The 20,774-nt window shown below is 39.2% G+C and carries 19 protein-coding genes; 7 read left to right on the top strand and 12 right to left on the bottom strand.

Going from position 1 to position 20,774, the window contains the following annotated elements:
- Positions 1-277: 277 nt before the first annotated feature.
- Positions 278-1,453 (bottom strand): IS256 family transposase, encoded by a 1,176-nt coding sequence (locus CAO17_RS00040; RefSeq protein ID WP_085990839.1) that lies wholly within the window; start codon positions 1,451-1,453, stop codon positions 278-280.
- 65 nt (positions 1,454-1,518) lie between these two features.
- Here CAO17_RS00040 and bioA point away from each other — a divergent pair, with 65 nt between their 5' ends.
- The 4 genes from bioA (at position 1,519) to CAO17_RS00060 (ending at position 5,924) form a co-directional block, all read left to right on the top strand.
- Positions 1,519-2,619 carry an adenosylmethionine--8-amino-7-oxononanoate transaminase gene (bioA, locus tag CAO17_RS00045; protein WP_085990840.1) on the top strand — a complete coding sequence of 367 codons (1,101 nt, stop codon included), beginning with the start codon at positions 1,519-1,521 and terminating at the stop codon, positions 2,617-2,619.
- Positions 2,600-3,346: a dethiobiotin synthase gene (bioD, locus tag CAO17_RS00050; RefSeq protein WP_085990841.1), complete on the top strand. Its 747-nt coding sequence runs from the start codon at positions 2,600-2,602 to the stop codon at positions 3,344-3,346. Before bioA ends, bioD begins: the two co-directional genes overlap by 20 nt.
- Before the next feature lie 40 nt (positions 3,347-3,386).
- The gene (locus tag CAO17_RS00055) at positions 3,387-3,989 is read left to right on the top strand and encodes a biotin transporter BioY (RefSeq protein ID WP_245831711.1); all 603 of its coding nucleotides are present in this window, start codon (positions 3,387-3,389) and stop codon (positions 3,987-3,989) included.
- 438 nt (positions 3,990-4,427) lie between these two features.
- Entirely contained in the window at positions 4,428-5,924 is a 1,497-nt protein-coding gene (locus CAO17_RS00060) for a BCCT family transporter (RefSeq protein ID WP_085990843.1), read from the top strand.
- 255 nt (positions 5,925-6,179) lie between these two features.
- Here CAO17_RS00060 and CAO17_RS00065 read toward each other — a convergent pair whose 3' ends face one another.
- The 3 genes from CAO17_RS00065 to CAO17_RS00075 form a co-directional block, all read right to left on the bottom strand.
- Positions 6,180-6,533, bottom strand: coding sequence for a YwqH-like family protein (locus CAO17_RS00065; RefSeq protein WP_085990844.1), 354 nt, complete (start codon positions 6,531-6,533; stop codon positions 6,180-6,182).
- A 233-nt stretch (positions 6,534-6,766) separates the two neighbouring features.
- On the bottom strand, positions 6,767-7,552 hold the full coding sequence (locus tag CAO17_RS00070) for an SDR family oxidoreductase (RefSeq protein ID WP_085990845.1): 786 nt from the start codon (positions 7,550-7,552) through the stop codon (positions 6,767-6,769).
- Positions 7,553-7,759: 207 nt separating this feature from the next.
- Positions 7,760-8,497, bottom strand: a complete 738-nt coding sequence (locus CAO17_RS00075) for an SDR family NAD(P)-dependent oxidoreductase (protein ID WP_085990846.1) — start codon at positions 8,495-8,497, stop codon at positions 7,760-7,762.
- Between the two features lie 175 nt (positions 8,498-8,672).
- On the opposite strand from CAO17_RS00075, the gene CAO17_RS00080 reads away from it, so the two are divergent.
- On the top strand, positions 8,673-9,269 hold the full coding sequence (locus tag CAO17_RS00080) for a TetR/AcrR family transcriptional regulator (RefSeq protein WP_085990847.1): 597 nt from the start codon (positions 8,673-8,675) through the stop codon (positions 9,267-9,269).
- A 156-nt stretch (positions 9,270-9,425) separates the two neighbouring features.
- Here the strand turns inward: CAO17_RS00080 and CAO17_RS00085 are convergent, their stop codons facing one another.
- The 5 genes from CAO17_RS00085 to CAO17_RS00100 form a co-directional block, all read right to left on the bottom strand.
- Positions 9,426-10,496, bottom strand: a complete 1,071-nt coding sequence (locus tag CAO17_RS00085) for an ornithine cyclodeaminase family protein (protein WP_179151829.1) — start codon at positions 10,494-10,496, stop codon at positions 9,426-9,428.
- A 62-nt stretch (positions 10,497-10,558) separates the two neighbouring features.
- Positions 10,559-12,022 carry a sodium:solute symporter family protein gene (locus CAO17_RS00090; protein WP_085990849.1) on the bottom strand — a complete coding sequence of 488 codons (1,464 nt, stop codon included), beginning with the start codon at positions 12,020-12,022 and terminating at the stop codon, positions 10,559-10,561.
- A 23-nt stretch (positions 12,023-12,045) separates the two neighbouring features.
- On the bottom strand, positions 12,046-12,189 hold the full coding sequence (locus CAO17_RS20875) for a hypothetical protein (protein WP_179151830.1): 144 nt from the start codon (positions 12,187-12,189) through the stop codon (positions 12,046-12,048).
- 40 nt (positions 12,190-12,229) lie between these two features.
- On the bottom strand, positions 12,230-13,969 hold the full coding sequence (locus tag CAO17_RS00095; protein WP_085990850.1) for a hydantoinase B/oxoprolinase family protein: 1,740 nt from the start codon (positions 13,967-13,969) through the stop codon (positions 12,230-12,232).
- Positions 13,950-16,037 (bottom strand): hydantoinase/oxoprolinase family protein, encoded by a 2,088-nt coding sequence (locus CAO17_RS00100; protein WP_085990851.1) that lies wholly within the window; start codon positions 16,035-16,037, stop codon positions 13,950-13,952. The genes CAO17_RS00095 and CAO17_RS00100 overlap by 20 nt, the downstream gene beginning before the upstream one ends.
- A 300-nt stretch (positions 16,038-16,337) precedes the next feature.
- On the opposite strand from CAO17_RS00100, the gene CAO17_RS00105 reads away from it, so the two are divergent.
- Entirely contained in the window at positions 16,338-17,189 is an 852-nt protein-coding gene (locus CAO17_RS00105; protein WP_085990852.1) for a MurR/RpiR family transcriptional regulator, read from the top strand.
- Between the two features lie 664 nt (positions 17,190-17,853).
- The gene (locus CAO17_RS20880; RefSeq protein ID WP_179151831.1) at positions 17,854-18,027 is read left to right on the top strand and encodes a hypothetical protein; all 174 of its coding nucleotides are present in this window, start codon (positions 17,854-17,856) and stop codon (positions 18,025-18,027) included.
- A gap of 243 nt (positions 18,028-18,270) precedes the next feature.
- On the opposite strand, the gene CAO17_RS00110 is transcribed toward CAO17_RS20880, so the two are convergent.
- From CAO17_RS00110 to CAO17_RS00120, 3 genes are all read right to left on the bottom strand, one after another.
- On the bottom strand, positions 18,271-18,612 hold the full coding sequence (locus CAO17_RS00110; protein ID WP_085990853.1) for a CHY zinc finger protein: 342 nt from the start codon (positions 18,610-18,612) through the stop codon (positions 18,271-18,273).
- A gap of 433 nt (positions 18,613-19,045) precedes the next feature.
- Positions 19,046-19,243, bottom strand: coding sequence for a response regulator transcription factor (locus tag CAO17_RS22040; RefSeq protein ID WP_425435855.1), 198 nt, complete (start codon positions 19,241-19,243; stop codon positions 19,046-19,048).
- A complete protein-coding gene (locus CAO17_RS00120; RefSeq protein WP_245831712.1) occupies positions 19,236-20,603 on the bottom strand; it encodes an acetyl-CoA carboxylase biotin carboxylase subunit in 1,368 nt (455 codons plus the stop codon). Before CAO17_RS00120 ends, CAO17_RS22040 begins: the two co-directional genes overlap by 8 nt.
- Between the last annotated feature and the right edge of the window lie 171 nt (positions 20,604-20,774).

Below are 20,774 nucleotides of genomic sequence, written 5' to 3' on the forward strand. Positions count from 1 at the left end.
AGTCAAGTCCATAATTCTGTGTAAATTCAAGTTACAATGTTAACCGGTTATGGGCAGACATATGAGGCAAAATCTCAAAGCTAAAATCCAGCTAAACATTATGACACCATTTGACATGAGAGGCGAGTGTGATAGCCTGCCCTGGCAGGGCCAGTTCTATTTGAGCTGGCTTCCTGGCTAAGGAATCATACTCGCCGGAGGCTCATGTCAAATTCTCTATTTAGGGGGATTTCTAACATTTAGCACCTTTAGTGGAGCTTTGTGATTTTGCAGAACATTAATTAACTCTGTAGATATATTTTCTTCCGCCTGGATCTATGTTTTTATCATATTCCATCAGTACGGCACCAATTAACCTGTATGCAGATTTTTTATTGGGAAAAATTCGAATAACGGCTTCTCTTCTTCTTACTTCAGAGTTTATACGTTCTAGTACATTGGTCGTTCGAATGTGCCTATATGTCTCCTCTGGCTCGGCATAGAATTGGACTGCGTCCTCATAGCCATTTTCCAAAGTTTCAACCACTTTTTCGAACTTCTTTTCGCCCCCATATTTCTCAATAAATTCATCTTTTAAAGCTCTAGATATCTTACTGTTGGAGGCTTTAAAAACCTCTTTAAGATGCGTACGTGCTTCTTTGGTATTCTTCTTAGGCATAGATTGAAGAATATTTCTTAAAAAGTGTACGGTGCAGCGTTGCCAACTTGTCCCAAGAAATTTTTCCGAAATGGCCACTTTTAACCCTTGATGTGCGTCTGAAATAACTAGTTTAGGAGACTGTAATCCTCTGGCAGTTAGGGTATCAAAGAATTCACTCCAGTTTGTTTTTGACTCCGCATCAGAAACTTGAAAACCTATGATTTCACGTTTGTCTTTTGCATTAACTCCTAACGCAATATAAACAGCTTTAGATACTACTCTATGATACTCCCGAACCTTGATATACATGGCATCCACAAAGATATAGCGATAATACTGGGTGTTCAATGGTCTTTCAGCCCATTCTTTTACAATAGGATCTAACTTCTTTGTTAGATCGGACACCATGGATTTAGATATTTTTTCTCCACAAAGCTGTTCTACAACCTTCGTTACCTTACGTGTAGATACCCCGTTAACCACCATTTCTAGCATAGAAAGTAAAAAGGCCTGGTCACAACGTTTATATTTTTCAAAAACCTTCGTGGAAAACTCTCCGCTGCGGGTACGTGGGACTTTTAATTTTACTTTCCCAACATTAAGAATCATATTTCGTTCATAGTAACCATTCCTGTAATCATGACGATATGGATTCCGATCATGAGAAGAATCATTCATATACTGATCTCTTTCCATTTCCATGTATTCATTTAGAATAAGCACAACTGAAGATTTAACTACGTCATTGAGACTGGATTGCATCACTTCACCTTTAATTTTTTCTACATCTAGTGTAAAATTAAGCTGGGTCATCATCAATTCCTCCTAAGTTACGGTATTTTTGTGGTTGAAAATCATTGTAACCAAATTGAGGGTTGATGAGACCCTTTTTCTATTTACACAATTATACTGACTTAATCTTGGAGCGTATTTTTTATTCGGACAGTGGAGCAGAAGCGGTTGAAATTGCTCTAAAAATGGCCTTCCACTACTGGAAGAACAAAGGCTACGAAGGGAAAAACAAGTTTGTGACATTAACAAATGGCTATCATGGGGACACAATCGGAGCGGTTAGTGTAGGCGCAGTGGAAATCTATCATAAAGTCTACCAACCTCTCCTTTTTGATAGTTTCAAGGTTCCCTATCCCAATGTCTATCACCATCCGAGCAGAGATTCGAAAATTTGCCGAGACGAATGCTTAGACATGCTGGAAGATGTTCTTGCCAAACATCATGAAGATATTTGTGCCGTGACAGCGGAATCCATGATGCAGGGTGCTGGTGGGATGAACCTAATGCCAGAAGGATATTTATCAGGCGTCGAAAGGTTATGCAAAAAGTACAATGTCTTCCTCATTCTCGATGAAGTTGCTACTGGATTTGGTCGGACGGGGAAAATGTTTGCCTGTGAGCATGAAGGAGTGACACCGGATATTTTAACGGCAGCAAAAGGAATTACGGGAGGCTACCTACCTATCGCAGCTACTCTAGCAACCGAGGAAATTTACCAGGCATTCTATGATGACTATGTCAACCTGAAAACATTATTTCACGGTCATTCTTATACAGGGAATCAGTTGGGATGCGCAGTTGCCCTTGCAAATCTGGAACTATTTGAAAAGGAACATATCATTGAACATGTCCAACAAAAATCAGAAATCATGAAAGAGGAATTAGAAGGATTACTAGAATTAAATCACGTTGGAGACGTAAGACAATTAGGGTTTATGGCCGGGGTGGAACTTGTGAAGGATAAGGAAACACGAGAAAATTTCCCATTTGAAGAGCGTATGGCTTATCGCGTCACATTAAAGATGCGCGAACTTGGAATGCTGTCCCGTCCGGTTGGAGAAACGCTTGTATTCATGCCACCATTGTCAAGCACAGAAGCAGACATCCGCTCGATGGTCTCCATTATCAAAGTAGCCATTCAAAACGTAACGGAGGGGAACCAAGCTTATGCAGGCACAGCAAAGTAACTACAAATTAAAGGACAAGCTTCGAAAAAAAGGTGGCTTTTTTATCACCGGAACGGACACTGGTATTGGGAAAACGTTTGTCACAGCTGGAATCTCCGCCGCACTAAAGAAGCAAGGAGTGGATGTTGGCGTATTTAAGCCGATGTTAAGCGGAGAAGATCGAAATAACCCAGGAAGTGACGCCTGGATTTTGAAAACATTAGCAGAGGACGGGAATCCGTTAGAGCAAATTACTCCTTTCCAATTCGAGGAGCCCCTCTCCCCTTACCAAGCAGCCAAAGAGGAAGGGAGATTGGTGACATGGAATACTCTCCTTTCTGCATGGGACAATATTCGTTTCACACACGAGTTTTTCCTTGTAGAAGGTGCTGGCGGGCTTGCCGTCCCATTGGGTGAAAATTACCTTGTCGCTGATGTCGCAAAAGCAATCGGATTTCCATTAGTCATTGTGGCACGACCAAACCTTGGCACCATCAATCACACATTATTAACCATATCCTATGCCCAAAAAATGGGATTAGAAATCGAAGGTCTCATCATTAATGGGACCAAGGAAAAATCAGAAGATCCAAGTATACAAACCAATGCGGAAACCATCAGCGAATTTACGGATGTCCCTATACTTGGGGAGATTCCATGGGTTCAAGATCCCGATAACGAAACCATCTGCCAAGTAATCCAGAATCATGTGACATTCCAATCTTGGCAGAATCCACCCCATCTATAAAGGGAAACGGAAAACTATATAGTAGAAGGAGGGAATGACGTTGAAGTCCAAACCAAGATACCGAACGGTTGATTTAACAAGAATAAGTATTTTTGTGGCCCTAACCGCAATCGGGGCAAACATTACGGCGTTCGCCCCATTCCTGCAAGTCGGCGGTGTGCCAATTACGTTACAAACCTTTTTCGCGATTCTGGCAGGAGCGATTCTTGGTAGCCGACTCGGAGCTATTGCGATGACGGTCTATTTGTTTTTAGGACTAGCTGGCTTACCTATTTTCGCTGGATTCAAAGGGGGACTTGGTACGGTCATGAGCCCTACGTTCGGATTCATCCTTTCTTTCATCTTCGTAGCCTATGCAACAGGAAAATGGATGGAATGGCGAAAGCGTACAAATCTTATCACATTTATAACAGCATCCTTTATTGGGCTCCTGTTCAACTATGTTCTTGGCACAGGACATATGTATCTTGCCTTAAACTTTTTACTTGGAAACCCAGAAGGCATCAGCTATGTACATACCTGGGTCATCATGGCCGCATACTTACCAGTAGACGCACTGACCATCCTAGCAGCCGGCCTCATAGCACCAAAAATCCACCTCGCCTTAAACGGAAAAACAGAAGACCAATCCATTGCTGCGTAACAATGGAGAACTAGTGACGGTTCTATTGCAACAAATTTATTGTTTCAATAGAACCGTCTCTCTTGATTCGAAAAGAAACCGTCCCTTTGCTACACTTACATCAGCTTTGATTCACTATATCCTTCCCTCATTTCTTTCCTCGTCATCGTTCAACAATTGAGATGAATATTACCTGGGAAATTGTCGTTATTTATATAGAAATGGAATATTTTCTTCAAATTTTCAAATGTACTTAGGACTATATTTGAAAGAAGTCTCCACGCGCAAAAAGGGCGCTCCCCTAAAAATTTCGTCCAAAAACCCTCCTAGATCCACTTCAAAGGAATCATCAATCTTCCCTTTTCCTTCTTTCCCCCAGCTCATCGTATAAACTTCTCTTTTTATGGCAAACTAACTGCAAATCTATCGCATCTTACTTTACATAGAAAGGGGAGTTTTATGAAACACGTAACTTCTGTTTTTTGGATAACACTTGCTATCATGTTATCCATATCCATTATCGGTGTTTTCGCTCCAGTAGGTTTTGAAAATATCTCTGGCGCCATAATGAATTATATTTCGGTTCATTTTGGTTGGTATTATTTAATTATCGTCACCCTATTTCTCGTGTTCTGCTTGTACTTAATCTTTAGTCCGTTTGGTAAAATACGTCTTGGTAAACCGGATGAAAAGCCGGAATTTACCTATCCGTCTTGGATTGCCATGCTTTTTAGTGCTGGTGTGGGGATTGGTCTGGTTTTCTATGGGGTTGCTTCGCCTATTTCCCATTATCTAAAAACACCACCAATTGCAGATCCAGGCACGAAAGCAGCATTAGAAGATTCCTTACGCGTGACATTCTTTCATTACGGAGTTCATGCATGGTCCATCTACGGTATCATCGCTCTTATTTTGGCCTATTTCACCTTTCGACATGGGAAACGAAATTTAGTTAGTGCCACTCTTGAACCTTTATTTGGGGAACATATGAAAGGTCCCTGGGGAAAAACAGTTGATATTTTAGCTGTCTCTGCAACCATTGTTGGTGTTGCGACAACACTAGGATTTGGTGCAGCGCAAGTTAATGGAGGTTTTACGTATTTACTTGGACTTGAAAAATCGTTTTGGCTTCAGCTTGTGATTATAATCGTTGTGACCGTCTTGTTTATGATTTCTTCCTATACCGGGCTTAGCAAAGGAATCAAGTATCTTAGTAATGTGAATATGTATCTCGCTACATTTTTATTTGCAATCACTTTGATTCTCGGTCCAACACAATATATTTTAAATTCCTTTACGCATACAATCGGAACCTATATCCAAAGTATCCCAACAGAGAGTTTACGAATTGCTCCTAATGATCCCGAGCAACATCAGTGGGTACTAGACTGGACTGTATTCTTTTGGGCGTGGTGGATAGCCTGGGCGCCGTTTGTTGGAATTTTCATTGCTCGCGTATCCAGAGGTCGTACCATTCGTGAATTTCTAATAGGTGTGCTGCTTGTCCCATCGATGGTAAGTTTCCTTTGGTTTGCAACCTTTGGTATAACAGGGATTGATGCACAAAATAGTGGAATAGACATTGCTGGTCTTCCAGATGAACAAGTATTGTTTGGGTTGTTTGATTCCTTTCCATTCAGTGTCATTCTATCCATTCTAGCTGTCATTTTAATCGGAACCTTCTTTGTTACATCGGCGGATTCAGCAACCTTTGTGTTAGGAATGCAAACAACAAATGGCTCTTTAACACCAGCAAAGTCCGTTCAGTTTGTTTGGGGCTTCTTTCAGTCAGCTATTGCTGCTATTCTCTTATATACAGGCGGATTACAGGCATTGCAAAACGCATTAATCATCGCTGCCCTGCCATTTTCAATCATTATGGTGATCATGTTGCTATCGTTCTACAAAGCACTTCGAAAAGATAGACGAAGAGGAGAAAACCAACAAAAAGCTTGATTGGTATGCTGGGGGGCGGTTCTTTTGCAACGGATTGGCTCTACAACAAAAGAATCCTCCCTACCGCTTTTCCCATCCATCCTGTAGTAAGCGTAGGGCGATTAAGCGCGGGGCGATTACTTCTTTTTATGTAGTGAGCGCGGGGCGATTAATCGTAGGGTGATTACTTCTTTTTATGTTGATGACATGTTCTAAAATCCCCCATTGCAGTGGGACGATAAACTGACCACACGTCCCGCGCGCGTTACGCCGCTATCAGTCATCTCTTTCTCGAGCTAATCGGGCTCTTTCTGCCGCAATACGAGCTTGTAAGACCTCTATTTCCCTTTGAACCTCTCCAATCTTAGCGCGGAGTAATTCTAGTGTACGTGATATTTGGGAATTGCTTATATCATCGTATTCAAACGCCATCTTATCCCGGATGTCAAGGAATTCATTTGCTAAAACGCCCTTCCATGTCTGAGCGGTAAGCTCTGGTTCTTCTACAAGCATACGGTTCTGAACAAATTCACCCTGCAAATTTCCTAATTGCCCCTCACATGCATTCAATCGTCTTAAATCTTCTCTTTTCTCTGCTAACCTAGCTAATAAACTCGCTAACAAGGACATTCTCCCTAATCTCCTTTTTTACCATTTACTTCTAGATTAGCAGATACAAAGAATTAGTAGTATAGGAAGAAGGACGGGTTTTTGAGTTAAAAGGGTATGACAGAGGAACGGTTCTTTTCCGTACGATAACACAAAACCTCCTACACCAATCGCTACCGCTATAAGCAATTGGCATAGGAGGTTTCATTATGGATATGAGCATATCGGACGGCTTTAGCCTGTCCAAGGTTCAATTAATATTTATAGGATTGTCCACCATCAATCGGAATGACTGCTGCGTTGATAAAGTTTGCTTGGTTAGACAGTAAGAATGCGACTAAGTATCCTACTTCTTCTGGTTTACCAAAACGTTTCATTGGGTTAGGTTCAACGAATTCTTTCCCAACTTCTTCCCAGTTATCTCCACCCATTTGTTTTAGGGATCCTTCCACCATTGGCGTCATGATTGCGCCTGGTGCAATGGCCTTCACACTTACTCCGTATTGGCCGTATTCTATCGCAGAGTTTCTGGTTAAACCAACTACACCATGTTTACTTGCGGCATAGCCAGACTGGTTACCAACACCACGGATACCACCAACAGAAGCAGTATTAACAATAGAGCCTGACCCTTGTTCTTTCATCACTTTTAGGACATATTGCATCCCATAGAATACACCATTTAAATTGATATTAACTACTTTATTGAATTCTTCTGCACCGAAATCCTCTGTCAGGTTTTGTTTCCCTTCGATTCCTGCATTATTGAAGAACCCATCAATTCGACCATATTTTTCAACCGTCTGGTCAACATAATTCTTCACTTCATCTTCATTCGCCACATTCGCTGTTAATAAAAGAACCTCTGCTTCTGGAGCGACTTCTGCGATTTTTGCCTTGGTTTCTTCCAGTCCTTTTTCATTCAAGTCAACCAAAGAAAGTTTTGCCCCTTCTTTCGCAACTTGTAAAGCAGCCGCTTGACCCAAACCAGAACCTCCACCAGTAATTAATACGACTTGATCATCAAAACGTTTCGTCATGTTGTATCATCCTTTCATGAATTGTACCTAACGTTGAGTTGGATAGGGAGAGCACTTCTAACGCAAATATATCCATCTAAAGAACTATCCTTTTTCATCATTCCACTCATTATCTCATTTAAAACAAACGTTTGTTTCAAAGAAAAATTCGTTCAAACAGTTCCAAATGCATCCATTTGCGCCGTCCCTACTTTACCCACTCCATTATTATTGTGCAGTATAACCGCCATCCACGACGATGGAGTTACCAGTCATAAAGGAGGAGTCGTCGCTAGCCATAAATAATACCGCTTTTGCGATTTCTTCTGGCTTCCCTAGACGCTTCATTGGCGTAGCGTTTGTTAGGAATTGTCGATCTGTTTCACCTAAAATTGGTGTTTCAATAAATCCTGGGCACACGGCATTGACACGAATTTGACGCTCTGCATATTCGAGGCCAAGGGAACGAGTTAAGTTAATCACTCCGGCTTTTGCTGCATTGTATGCTGCACTTCCTGGTGATCCAACCCAACCATACATGGAAGCTGTATTAACAATGACACCACGACCAGCTTTCAAGAATTCTTTAATCGCAGCTTGTGCCACTAAGAATACGCCGTCAAGGTCAACTTCGACCGTTTTTCTCCATTCCTGATAGGTCAATTCTTCTGTTGGTTTTACCGCACCAATACCAGCATTATTAAATAGAATATCTACTCTCCCAAAAGTAGATAAGGTTTTTTCAAAAATAGTTTTTACTTCTTCTTCACTCGTTACATCCGCTTTCACAAATAAAGCTTCTATACCTTGTGATGTTAATTCTGCTTCAAAAGCAGTACCTTTCTCTTCGTTCATATCTACTAAAACTAATTTTGCTCCTTCAGATGCAAACAAGTGAGCGGTTGCAGCACCAATCCCAGATACCCCACCTGTGATGACTGCTACTTTATCTTGTAATTTTCCCATTGTTGATGCCTCCTGTTATACTATTATAAAAGGCTTACATCATTATTTTACCGTTCTAATTCGGTTTAAGCCACCAACATTCATGTAGGAAAAATCTACTAAATAGACATTTTATACAAAATTGTCTATTAACAATACAAATAGAATATAATTGTTTATAATCGGGGGGATTTCAATGGTGGAACAGCTTACAACACCACGAAAAGAACGAACAAAAGAACATTTTCAGCTAGCACTCATTGATCTAATCAAGGAAAAAGGCTTCCATTCGATCACCGTCAAAGATATTGTCCAGCACTCCAAATACAACCGAAGCACCTTCTATGCCCATTACCATGACAAATTTGAGTTAGCAGAGGAATTGTTGGATACCATGATGAAAGGGATAGAGAAGGCTGTCGAAAAACCATACAAATGGAATAAAAATATTCATACAGTGAACCTAAGTGCAAAATCCTTTGCGTTTATATCCTATATATATGAGAATCGGAATTTTTTCGAATTGATAAACTATCAAGATAGCCTTCCCAACATGCATACAACATTTCCACAAACTATCTTGGATGTCTATCAGAAAAAATTCCAATTTCAAACCATTAATAACACACCTGTTGATATGGAGTATTTCACACGTTACATAGCATACGGCTTTTATGGTCTTTTAACCCACTGGATTAATACGGATTTTGCAGTCTCCCAAGAGGAATTTATTGAAGAAGTTATAAAATTATCACGAACCCATATTGAAACCGTCCGGTATGTTGGGGAGTAGGTATATTAAAATCAGATGACCATCGACGGAACACTTTATTACCCTACATTTCTGTGCGAACCCTCATGGAATACTATTGTATTGATCTTTTTAATACTATTACAAAAAAAGGGATAGGCCTCCCAAAAGACCTATCCCTTCTTTCGTATTTTTTCATTAAGACCAGTGCGGCGCTTCCCACAACGGCAGGTCTCTTCCAATTCCCATTTTCTTCGCGTTTTGGTAAACTCGATATGCTTCAGAAACATCATGAATCGACATCCCAATTGGGTTAAATAAGATTTTTTGTTCGGGATTTTCTCTTCCTACTTTCTTCCCTATCATAATGTCTCCTAAATTACTTACTGCTGATTCTGAAATAAAACCGTCTCGTACAGCTCTGTAACTTACATCAACACCATGACTTTTTACATGGTTGAAATCATCCACCACTACTTTATCGTAGTAAGCCACTTCTTCTGGATCGGTATCCCAGAAAGAAATTTCCGAATGAAAAGCACCTTTTTTTAACCATTCCCCTTTAACATATGGGAAGGTTGACATGGTTGCAGTAATAACAACATCTGAGTTATGAAAAGCTTCTTCTGCACTTGTACTACGAACTACCTTTACTCCTAACTCCTCCGTCATTTCTTTTGCAAATTTTTCGGTTTTATCTTGATCTAAATCGAATACTTTAATTTCTTCGATTTGTTTTCCAAATACACCTACAACAGCCATTAATTGTGTTCTACTTTGTACTCCTGCACCAATAATACCAACTCGACTTGAATCAGGATTAGCTAAATATTTTGCAGCAACTCCAGTAGATGCTCCCGTTCGCATGGCACTCACAATCGTCCCATCCATAATAGCTAAAGGAAATCCATTGTTCGGATCCGTTAAAATGATGATGGCTGATGCACGTGGCTGTCCTAGTTTTTTCGGATTCTGTGGCATACTAGGAATCCACTTCATACCTGCTACATCTAATTCTCCTCCGAGGTAAGATGGCATTGTCATGATTCTTCCTCTTGTTTCTTCCGTTTCAGGGCCACCCCAGCGAATAACCGGCTTAGGTGGTTGGACCACATCCTGCTTTCCATGTAGCTCAAAGGACTTTTGAATGGCTTGAAGCGTTCCATTCATGTCAAGGCCACCAGCCTTAATACAATCTTCTTGGGATAAGTATAAAAAACCTACCCTCATACTTTGAGAAGTTTCTTGTTTTTCTTCTACTTTATTCATCCTTAGCATCTCCTTCATATTAAACTATCAAAACCATCTAACTGGAATTCATTATTTATAGGTTAATTAATCATTTTCATATCTTTCGAGTTGTCTTCCTTTTTTCCTTTTTTTCCCCTTTTTCCCTTTATTCTGTTTTCAATCAATGTTCCGACAATTAAAGTGACTAATGTAATAGGAAGACCTAATAAAATAGGATCTAATGCCCAAACGAACACTACTCCTCCTTCATTTCCTGAGGCTGCTTGACTTCCAATAATAACACCTATTATTACCCCTGTTGCTCCAAGAAGCATCGCTAGAATTGTAGAGTAGTAAGCCTTTCGAGCAGCTTTCCAAAATACAAGAGCAAGCAGTACTGGAGCGAGAGAACCAGCCATAATCTTTCCACCCGTTAATAGTAACTCGAGAATATATGGTAAAGAGCGGCCAATTAATGTCCCAACAATTGCTACACCAACAACCGAAATCCGTGTAACCATTACAAGTTGTTTTTCGGATGCATTCGAATTAATAAATTGTTGATAGATATCATAAGAAATATTGGATGCGGTTGTTAGTACTGACGAGCTAAGTGTCGAAATACAGGAAGCGACAATGATGATTGCAAAAATAAGACTTCCAAATGTTCCAAATAATTCAGTCATACTAATAAATGCATCACTAGGACTTATATTTGGAAAAATAACGACAGCGACAATCCCTACCAGAAATGGAACCATATACCAAACTAAGGCAATAACCCCACCATAAATAAAGGATTTCTTCGCTACAGCCTCACTTTCCGCTGATAATCCTCGTTGTATTAGTGTTTGATAACCTATAAAGGTTAGCGCTCCTGCAATAAACCATGCGAAGGTTTGCGACCCACCAACACTAAATAAATCCACATGTGTGGCAGGTATACGATTGATAAATTCTGTCCACCCACCAATATAAGCAATCCCTAATGGTATCATGATTGTCGTTCCAATTAATATAATGACCGATTGGATGGTGTCTGTTATCATAACTGCCCACATACCGCCAAGCACGGTAAAGGTTAGGGTTACAACAAGGGTGATTAACAGTGCTAAATCTAGTGAAATATCAAATACAGATACAAAAACAACTGCCATACCAATCGATGCTCCAGCTGTAACGCCCATGTCCCGACACATAACTAGAACCGTTGCAACCGTTCTGTGTTTCCAGCCAAAAAAGCGACTAAATAACTCAGGAATTGTTGTTAGATTCGCTCGGCGTAACCTAGGAATAAACCAATACCCCATCCACACTAAGGCAACCATATAGCCCATAGCTGAGAAGTAGGCAGAAATTCCTACGCCGTAACCAGATCCTCCATACCCGAGTAAGGTGGCAGAATTTATTAATGTAGCGATAATTCCGCCTACCACTAACCAAAGGGGAACCGATCTCCCAGCTAAAATGAAGTCACCGGAATCCTTCTTTTTCATTTTCTTAGCAGCTAGAGGACCAACAACCATCATGAACCCGAAATACACGATAAAAAATGTTAGAGCCATCACTTCACCACCTATTTAGTATTCTATGGCATCAGCAAAACCACCCATAGATATGCATATAAAAAGCCAATTATTGTTATTAGAATAAATAAACTACTCATTTTTAAAACTGGAGATTCTACTTCATCCATTTCAGAGCCATCATATGTTTTTTTCAAATCACTCATTATTTGACCCTCCATATCGTCCAAATTTCAATACTTTCTACTACGCCTCTACACAACTTCTTATACGTTCTGTTTCTGACTCATTAACCGTACGATTCTCTGCATCGATCACAACACCATACTGATCCTTTGCCTGCTCTAGTGTAATATTACCTAGTATGACATCCTGTAAAACAGCCTCTGGATCTCTTTCATACGAGGAACCGTAACCACCACCTCCAGATGTCGATAGAATAATTGAACTTCCCTTAGGTGCTGTAATCGTGACCTTAGAAGATAATTCTTCACGCTCGCCTTCTGGTGTTACTAACGTACAAGCGGAGTTTTGACCACCGTCTCCATCAAAAAGTCCCCAAGGAGATAGCTTCTGACGATCCGACATTAACGTAACCGTGAAGTCATCACCTAATAGTTTGATATCACGCATTAATCCAAGACCACCCCGATGTTTTCCAGGGCCACCGCTACCATCAACTAAACCATATCGGTTAACGAGTAATGGGTAAGTTTGTTCAATCACTTCTACAGGTGTATTTAATGTATTCGTCATATTGGTATGAACCCCATCCATCCCATCTAAATCAATGAGTCCACCTTGTCCTCCGCCATATGTTTCTACATAGGAGAAATACTCATCTTCATCGGCATTAAATCCACCAATAGCAAATCCATTCATCGTCCCCGCACAAGCTGCCATGGATTCTTCAGGAAGAATTTGTGCAATCGCACCAAAAATGGTGTCCGTAATACGTTGAGACGTATTGACATTCGCATTGGATACCGCTGCAGGGAAATTAGGATTCACAATCGTTCCCTTCGGTGCAATAATTCTAATGCTGCGATAGGTTCCACTATTGGGAGGCACTTCTGAATCTAAAATCGATTTGAGTGCATAGTACACACATGCATTCGTTACGCCATGCGTAGAGTTAACTGGACCTTTCGCCTGCTTAGAAGAACCTGTAAAATCAACTTCAATTTCCTCATCCCTAATATGGACGTTTACTTTTACGTTGATTAAGTCATCCGTGATCCCGTCACCTTCAATGACGTCCTCAAACTGGTAACTTCCATTCGGAACGTTGCTAATAGCTGCTTTCATTCTACGATCGGAATAGTCCATAATTTCTTTCATACTAGCGAAAACATGGTCCACCGAATAACGATCAATAAGATCAATCATTCTTTTTTCCGCAACATTATTTGCTGCTAATTGCGCGTAAATATCACCGACAACTTCTCTACCTGTTCGAACATTTTTTTCAATTAATCGAAGCAGTTCATTATCAATGATTCCTTCTCTTACAATTCGAACGCCTGGAAGTCTTAATCCTTCTTGGAAAATTTCCGTTGCTTTAACAGACATACTTCCCGGGACTAAACCACCTACATCCACATGGTGAGCAATATTTGCAGCTAGGGCTACAAGCTCACCCTCATAAAAGATTGGACTGATCATAAAAATATCCGGAAGATGGGATCCACTGATGTAAGGATCATTGATTAAGATTGCATCTCCTTGTTTTAATTCGGATGTTGGGAAAATCTTCAATACTTCCTTCACAACCGACGGCATCAAACCTAAATGAAGTGGAACATGCTCTGCTTGTGCTACTAATTCGCCCTCTTTTGTATAAATGGCAGTGGAACAGTCCATTCTGTCTTTTATATTAGTAGATATCGCTGTTCGAATGAGGGTTATCCCCATCTCTTCTGCAATAGTGTGAAACGCATTTTTCATAACCTCAAGGGTTACCCCATCAATTTTTTGAATACTCATACTGAACTTCCTCCCTTGTTTGTTCGACAGCAAGATCAATGATTAAATTTCCTGTGTGATCTGTAGTAACTTGTTGATCTGGATGAATAATGATGGTTGAATCTAATTGTTCAATAACCGCAGGCCCTGTAATAGATACACTGCTATTCAAACTAGTACGCTCATAGATTGGAGTAGTAACAAATGAATCATTGAAATAAATATCACGTTCTCCGATTTTTTCAACCTTTCCATCTGTTAACTGCTCTTCTCGATCCGTGGACACTTCTTTTATTTTTCCACTTCCAATTAATCGGACATTAATTAATTCAAGTTCTTCTCCTTTACGGTTAAAACCATATACTCTTTCATGTATTTCATGGAACAGATTGGTCGCTTCTGCTAACGAATTTCCCGTTACTTTCAGATCATGAATAGGTACATTGATTTCATATGCTTGACGGATGTAACGCAGATCCAAACTAGCTTCTAGTTCCATATCACCCTCTGCAAATCCCTCATTTTCTAAATCTTGCTTCGCTTCAGCTGCAAGAGAGTCTACTATTTCATTCACTTTATTAAAATCTAGTGCCGACAGTTTAGTAGAATAGGTTTGAACGTAATCATGGCGTACATCTGCCATCAACATTCCCATTGCACAAGCAATCCCAGGACTTGGAGGAATAATTACTTCCTTCGATCCAAGCTCTTTAGCAATATCCACCGCATGGAGAGGTCCTGCTCCACCAAAAGCCATTAAAGAGAAGTTACGTGGATCATGCCCTTTCTCTATGGATATAACTCGAATTCCTCGAACCATGTTGGCATTAATCACTCGCAAAACACCTTCAGCCGCTTCTTCGACTGTGATTCCTAAAGGATCCGCAATTTTTTCTTTCATTGCTTTACGTGCAGATTCCACATCCATTTTCATTCTTCCACCTAAAATGGAATCTGGATTCAATCTTCCTAAGATCACATTCGCATCACTTACGGTTGGCTCTGTTCCGCCTTTCCCATAACAAACTGGACCAGGATCAGCACCAGCACTATGTGGACCTACTCTTAACGCCCCACCTGCATCAATCCAAGCTATACTTCCCCCACCAGAACCGATTGTATGCATCTCCACCATGGGCACTTTTATAGGACGACCATCAATTTCACTCATCGTTGTATATTGTGGTTCCTCGTTCTCAATTAGAGCAGTATCTAAACTTGTTCCTCCCATATCAATGGTAATGATATTTTTATAGGCTGTGTTTTTAGCAACGATACGCCCAGCTAATACACCACCTGCTGGTCCAGACAACATCGTACGTACAGGCATATTCATAGCTGTATCCGCACTGATAACCCCACCATTTGATTGCATAACATATAGATTACTAGGTATTTCCATTTCCTTGATACTGTCATCTAAATGCTCTAAATAATGCTTCATTTTTGGTAAGACATAAGCATTCGCAACAGACGTACTGGTGCGTTCATATTCCCTGAATTCCGGTAAAATTTCACAAGATAACGTGATAGAAATCTCTGGGACGAGCTCATTAAGAATCCGTTTCACTTCTTGTTCATGTGAAGCGTTTATATAGGAATTAATCAAGCATACCGCTAATGATTCAATCTGATTTTCTTTCAGTAACGCAGCAAGCTCCTTCAGCTCATCTCGACTAACCTCTTTTAAAACGCTTCCATTTGCGTCAATACGTTCATCCAATTCAAAACGTAAATTCCTAGGTACAAGAGGATTGGACTTGCGCGCACGAAAATCGTATAACTTCGGACGGGTTTGTCTTCCAATTTGCAAGACATCTTTGAACCCTTTGGTTGTTAACAATGCTGTATTTACCCCTTTTTCCTCCAGCAAAGCATTTGTCGCAACCGTTGTACCATGAATAAAAAAGGATAAATCTTTTGTATCAATGCCAACCTCTTTAATAATTTGCTCAACACCATTTAATACAGCTACAGAAGGCTTACTTGGTGTTGATGGAACTTTGGTAACATACGATTTCCCCGTCTTTTCTTCAATCAATGAAACATCTGTAAACGTTCCACCAGTATCTACTCCAATGCGGTACATAACAGTATAATCCCCTTTCAACTTACTGAATTTGTCTATTTTTATTAAACCATTCTAAAGCGCTTACAAATACGAAATAAAATATCAGACTCAAATATATAAACCCTAACATTCAAATTTCTTTCTTTTACAAATGGTTTAAATAATTTGATATTATTAATTTTAGCACATGAAAAGGAAAAATCAATCCTTTTTTTAATAAAAAGGTTTAATTTTTCCTATATTCACATTATAATGATTGTATACTAAGTTCAATTATTCTAAAAATATTGACCTCTTAGAAAGGATGGAAGGGATAGAATGAGTAATGAGAGCATCCTGAATCATTTAATTTCCATAAAGGACGATCTCCCTAAAAAACAACAAATTGTATGTAATTATATAATTGAAAACTATCAGGAGTTAAGCGTGCTATCGATTACCGAACTAGCTAAAAGAATTGGAGTAGGACAAACAACCGTGATGCGGTTTATGAAGAGTGCTGGGTATGATAGTTATAATGACTTCAAAAAACAATTTCACTATTTCACGATAAATTCCACCAAACCTACATGGTGGCATCTAGAAAAGTCGCTCACTCATGCAGGTGAGAAAGATGGAACCCTTAATCAAACATGGAATGAAGTTTTAACATTACTGGATCAAAGCATGAGTCAACAATTAATCGATACCTTCGATAAAGCCGTTGATTTAATCATCAATTCGTCTACGGTTAACCTTCTTGGATTAAGGACTTCTAAAGCGGCAACGTATTATTTTGAATATATGCTTTCAGAGTTCTATCCAAATGTACGGCAACTTAGCTATGATAGTGACTTTATTTATGATCGAATCTTACACCTTGATAAAGATAACGTATTGATTGTTATTGCTTTATCGCCGTACACAACATTAACGTTAGACATTGCCGAGTATTGTTACAAACAAGACATTCCGATTATTTTGATCACCGACCATCTTTCGTGTTCTATATCGAATTATGCAACGTATATTTTTCCAATCAAGTCTAGTGATGTTCAGTATTCCATCGTACCAGTTATCACACTGATTGAGGCCTTAGTAATCGAAATTGGCCAACGAACATCCAAACACTCGATTAAACGACTGAATAAATTAAACAAACTATTAACAGACAAAAATATAACTACTTAATGGGAAAGGTACAAATGTCTCATCCCGCTTTTTTTATGAAGTACTGCGTCTAATCGGAATATTCTAGGGGGCTTCATACATCATAAAAAAATAAAGACCTAATTCTCTTTATTTATAGAGAGATTAGGTCTTTTAAAAAATAATATCCGTAACATTACACCCAATACTTAAGAAATATTTGCTACTGGATTACTTAATAAGTTCGGACTATTAAAGAAATATGAACCAATAATGATAACAATTCGGTCTGTGACATATCACAACTGGTATCCAATAGATTAGATTCTTTATCACTGTCTAATAATTAATCTATAGATGAAAATACTTTGTCATCTTGTTTCATTTTTTTAACTTCAATTAATTTAATTTGATATCCATCTACTTTTTTATTATAGAATTCTTCGCTCACCTTCATTCATGTATACACGACTCCTTTATGGTAAATACTGTTGCAGGGGTGATTGCAATGTTGAACAATAACAAAGAAATCTTTGAAGAAAACCTTAGAGAAACGTTAGAAAAAGGTAGAGAAGGTAAATAATAATTACATCAAGTGCTTGAGCTTTAGATGAGTATTGAATAATCGATTCAAAACGATACCGTATAGATATGGAATGAGTTTTAACCATATTTTTAATGAAGAATAAACTAGGAAGTGATTTTAATGGAACAAGTTCGGATAGACTTTCCCGAAGAGAGCCAAAAGCTAGATGAACAGACATATGAAAAACTAAAAATCTGTTTCAATATTCTTGAAAACTCCTATCTCCACAGTGATTACACGTTAAAATTTGCCGAAGAAACGAAAGAGCAGATAATGAAAGATATTTTAAAATAGAATTGATTAAAACAGCCGTTTTCTAATTAGAGGAATGTGATTTTCATAAAAAGTTAGGCAAAGATATTTTGTAAACCTTGTTATTACAAAGTTTTCTTCCTATTTATCTTAAAATCAATAATTATGTATAACTTTTTATACATAAAAATGTAAACATGCTTATATATAAATATTTTCGGGACTTGTAACTAGAAGGAAAAATATAAATTCAAAAAGTAGCATTGCAGAGTTACTCATGCAATGCTACTTTTTTACTTGATATGTATCATAACTAGGCATGTCAAAATATATATTATAGTGCCTTGAACAATTAGGATTAAAATTTGAATGACAGTACTTACATTCTTTCTTATATAGGTACTCATCGATCGTTAACTCTCGATGGCAGGCCCCACACAATATAGCCTTTTTATGAAATTCCTCCTTTTTCCATTTCTGAGTTAAATGTTCACGGTTTTCATCATGGCACTTATAACAAGGAAAATACTTGTTACAACATTTAAATTTAATCAATACGATATCATTTTCTCCATGATAATGTTTACATCTTCCTTCATTTCTGATAGGATCGCTATAATTTTCCACAGTTAACCCTCCTTTTACTTTTTGTAGAAAAGTACTACAATGTATATCCTTACTAATGGGTATTTTATTTTAATCATTGCTGTGTTTTTAATATTTTAACAGTTTGCTCTGCTAAAGTTAAATAATATCAATAGTTTAACTTGATTCTTTTTTTTCATCATACTGCTACAGCCCTTTACATTTCCAGAAAAACATCGACAATTTCCTGGGAAATATTCACTATTATTTGTCGTAAAGTGATAGCGGGGGTGGTTCACAATGTACCAAAACATTAGCAACAATAGAATCGTACTCTACATCACCCTCTTCATCTCCATTAAATTTGATCTGTATGCCATGCGATCAGTTATAATATAATCAAACTAGGCTGACCTTCCATCAATAAAGGGAAGCACACCATTAAGCACACTCCCCTCCGAATCGTATAAAGTAATTACAAAATCCCTAAGCGAAACATAGTAGCTACTGCATGCGCTCGATTAGTTGCTTGAAGTTTATCTCGTGCCATTTTTACATACTGTTTTACCGTTACTTCGCTGATGGAGAGGGATTCGACAATTTCCTTTATTGAACAGCCGTTCGCAATATGCTCCATTAATTTTTGATTAGCCCGGGGGGATTCATCATGAATTCCCCCGCTCTCCCTCTAAATCTAAATCCACCTCTTCTAAAAACGTCGTCGTATACTCCCCTTTCCGAAACCATTCATTTTTCATAATCGCCTCTAGCAAAACTAGATTGGTTTTCATTCCATATACCTTCATTTTTCCTAGAACGTTCCACATTTTATCCATCGTAGCTTTTCTATTTTCTGCATGAACAATGATTTTTCCTATCATTGGATCGTAAAATGGAGTAAGTTGATTTCCTTCCACGATGCCAAAATCAAATCTTGCCTCATCACCTGGCAAGGTTAACCGCTTAACCTTGCCAGGCGATGGAAAATAGGTTTTCGGGTCCTCCGCATATAATCGGCATTCGATCGCATGACCCTCTCTCACGATCTCATCCTGTGATTTAGGCAGAGACTCTCTCGCCGCAATCCTTAATTGCCATTCCACCAAATCTTCCCCTGTCACTTCCTCTGTAACGGGATGCTCCACTTGTAATCGCGTATTCATCTCGAGGAAGTAAAAATTCCTATCTTCATCAAAAATAAATTCCATGGTACCCACATTCGTGTAATCCAAATGCTTTACACCCAATAGAGCCGTAGATAAGAGGGTTTCTCTTTGCGCTTCATTTAAAAATGGGGATGGACTTTCTTCTATCACCTTCTGATGCCGTCTTTGTACGGAACATTCCCTTTCATATAAGTGAACCGCATTTCCATGATGATCCGCAGCTACTTGAACCTCTATATGTCTAGGATTAGAAATCCACTTTTCTAAAAATACCGCTCCATCTCCAAAAAAGGTAACCGCTTGTTTTTTGGTTGATGGAAAAGCCTTCTGTAGTTCTTCCTCATTTTGAACCAGTTTCATACCAATTCCACCACCACCAGCACTAGCCTTTACCATAAGCGGATAACCGATTTCCCTAGCAATCGCTAAAGCGTCCTCTACCGTTTCCAGCCTTTCATTTGTTCCCGGAACCACGGGAATACCAGCTTCAGCCATTTGCTTTCTTGCTTCCAATTTACTTCCCATTAAGCGCATCACATCAGCACTTGGACCAATAAATGTTATCCCCTCTGCTTCACAGCGCCCGACAAACTCAGGATTTTCCGATAAAAATCCATACCCAGGATGAATCGCTTCCGCTCCTGTTTCTCTTGCAGCTTCTATCACCTTATCCATGTTAAGATAGCTTTTCTTTGCTTGACTTTCTCCAATATAAACAGCCTCCGTCGCCTCCTGTACAAACGGCGCCTCCCGATCGGCTTCCGAATAGACAGCAACCGTTTGAATTCCCAAACGCTCACATGTGCGAATGATTCTTCTAGCAATCTCTCCCCTATTTGCAATTAATATTTTAGTAAAGAGACCCAATCGCTCACTCCCCATCTAATTTTCTGCTTCTCTTTTTATCTGTGTTCCTTCACGTTTATCAGCTTTCCTTCACGGTTATCGGCTCTCCTTCTCGGTTATCGGCTCTCCTTCTCGGTTATCGGCTCTCCCCCAGGGTTATCGGCTCTCCTTCTCGGTTATCGGCTCTCCTTC

The sequence above is a fragment of the Oceanobacillus senegalensis genome, from assembly GCF_900176885.1.
In the GTDB taxonomy this organism is placed as follows: domain Bacteria; phylum Bacillota; class Bacilli; order Bacillales; family Amphibacillaceae; genus Oceanobacillus; species Oceanobacillus senegalensis.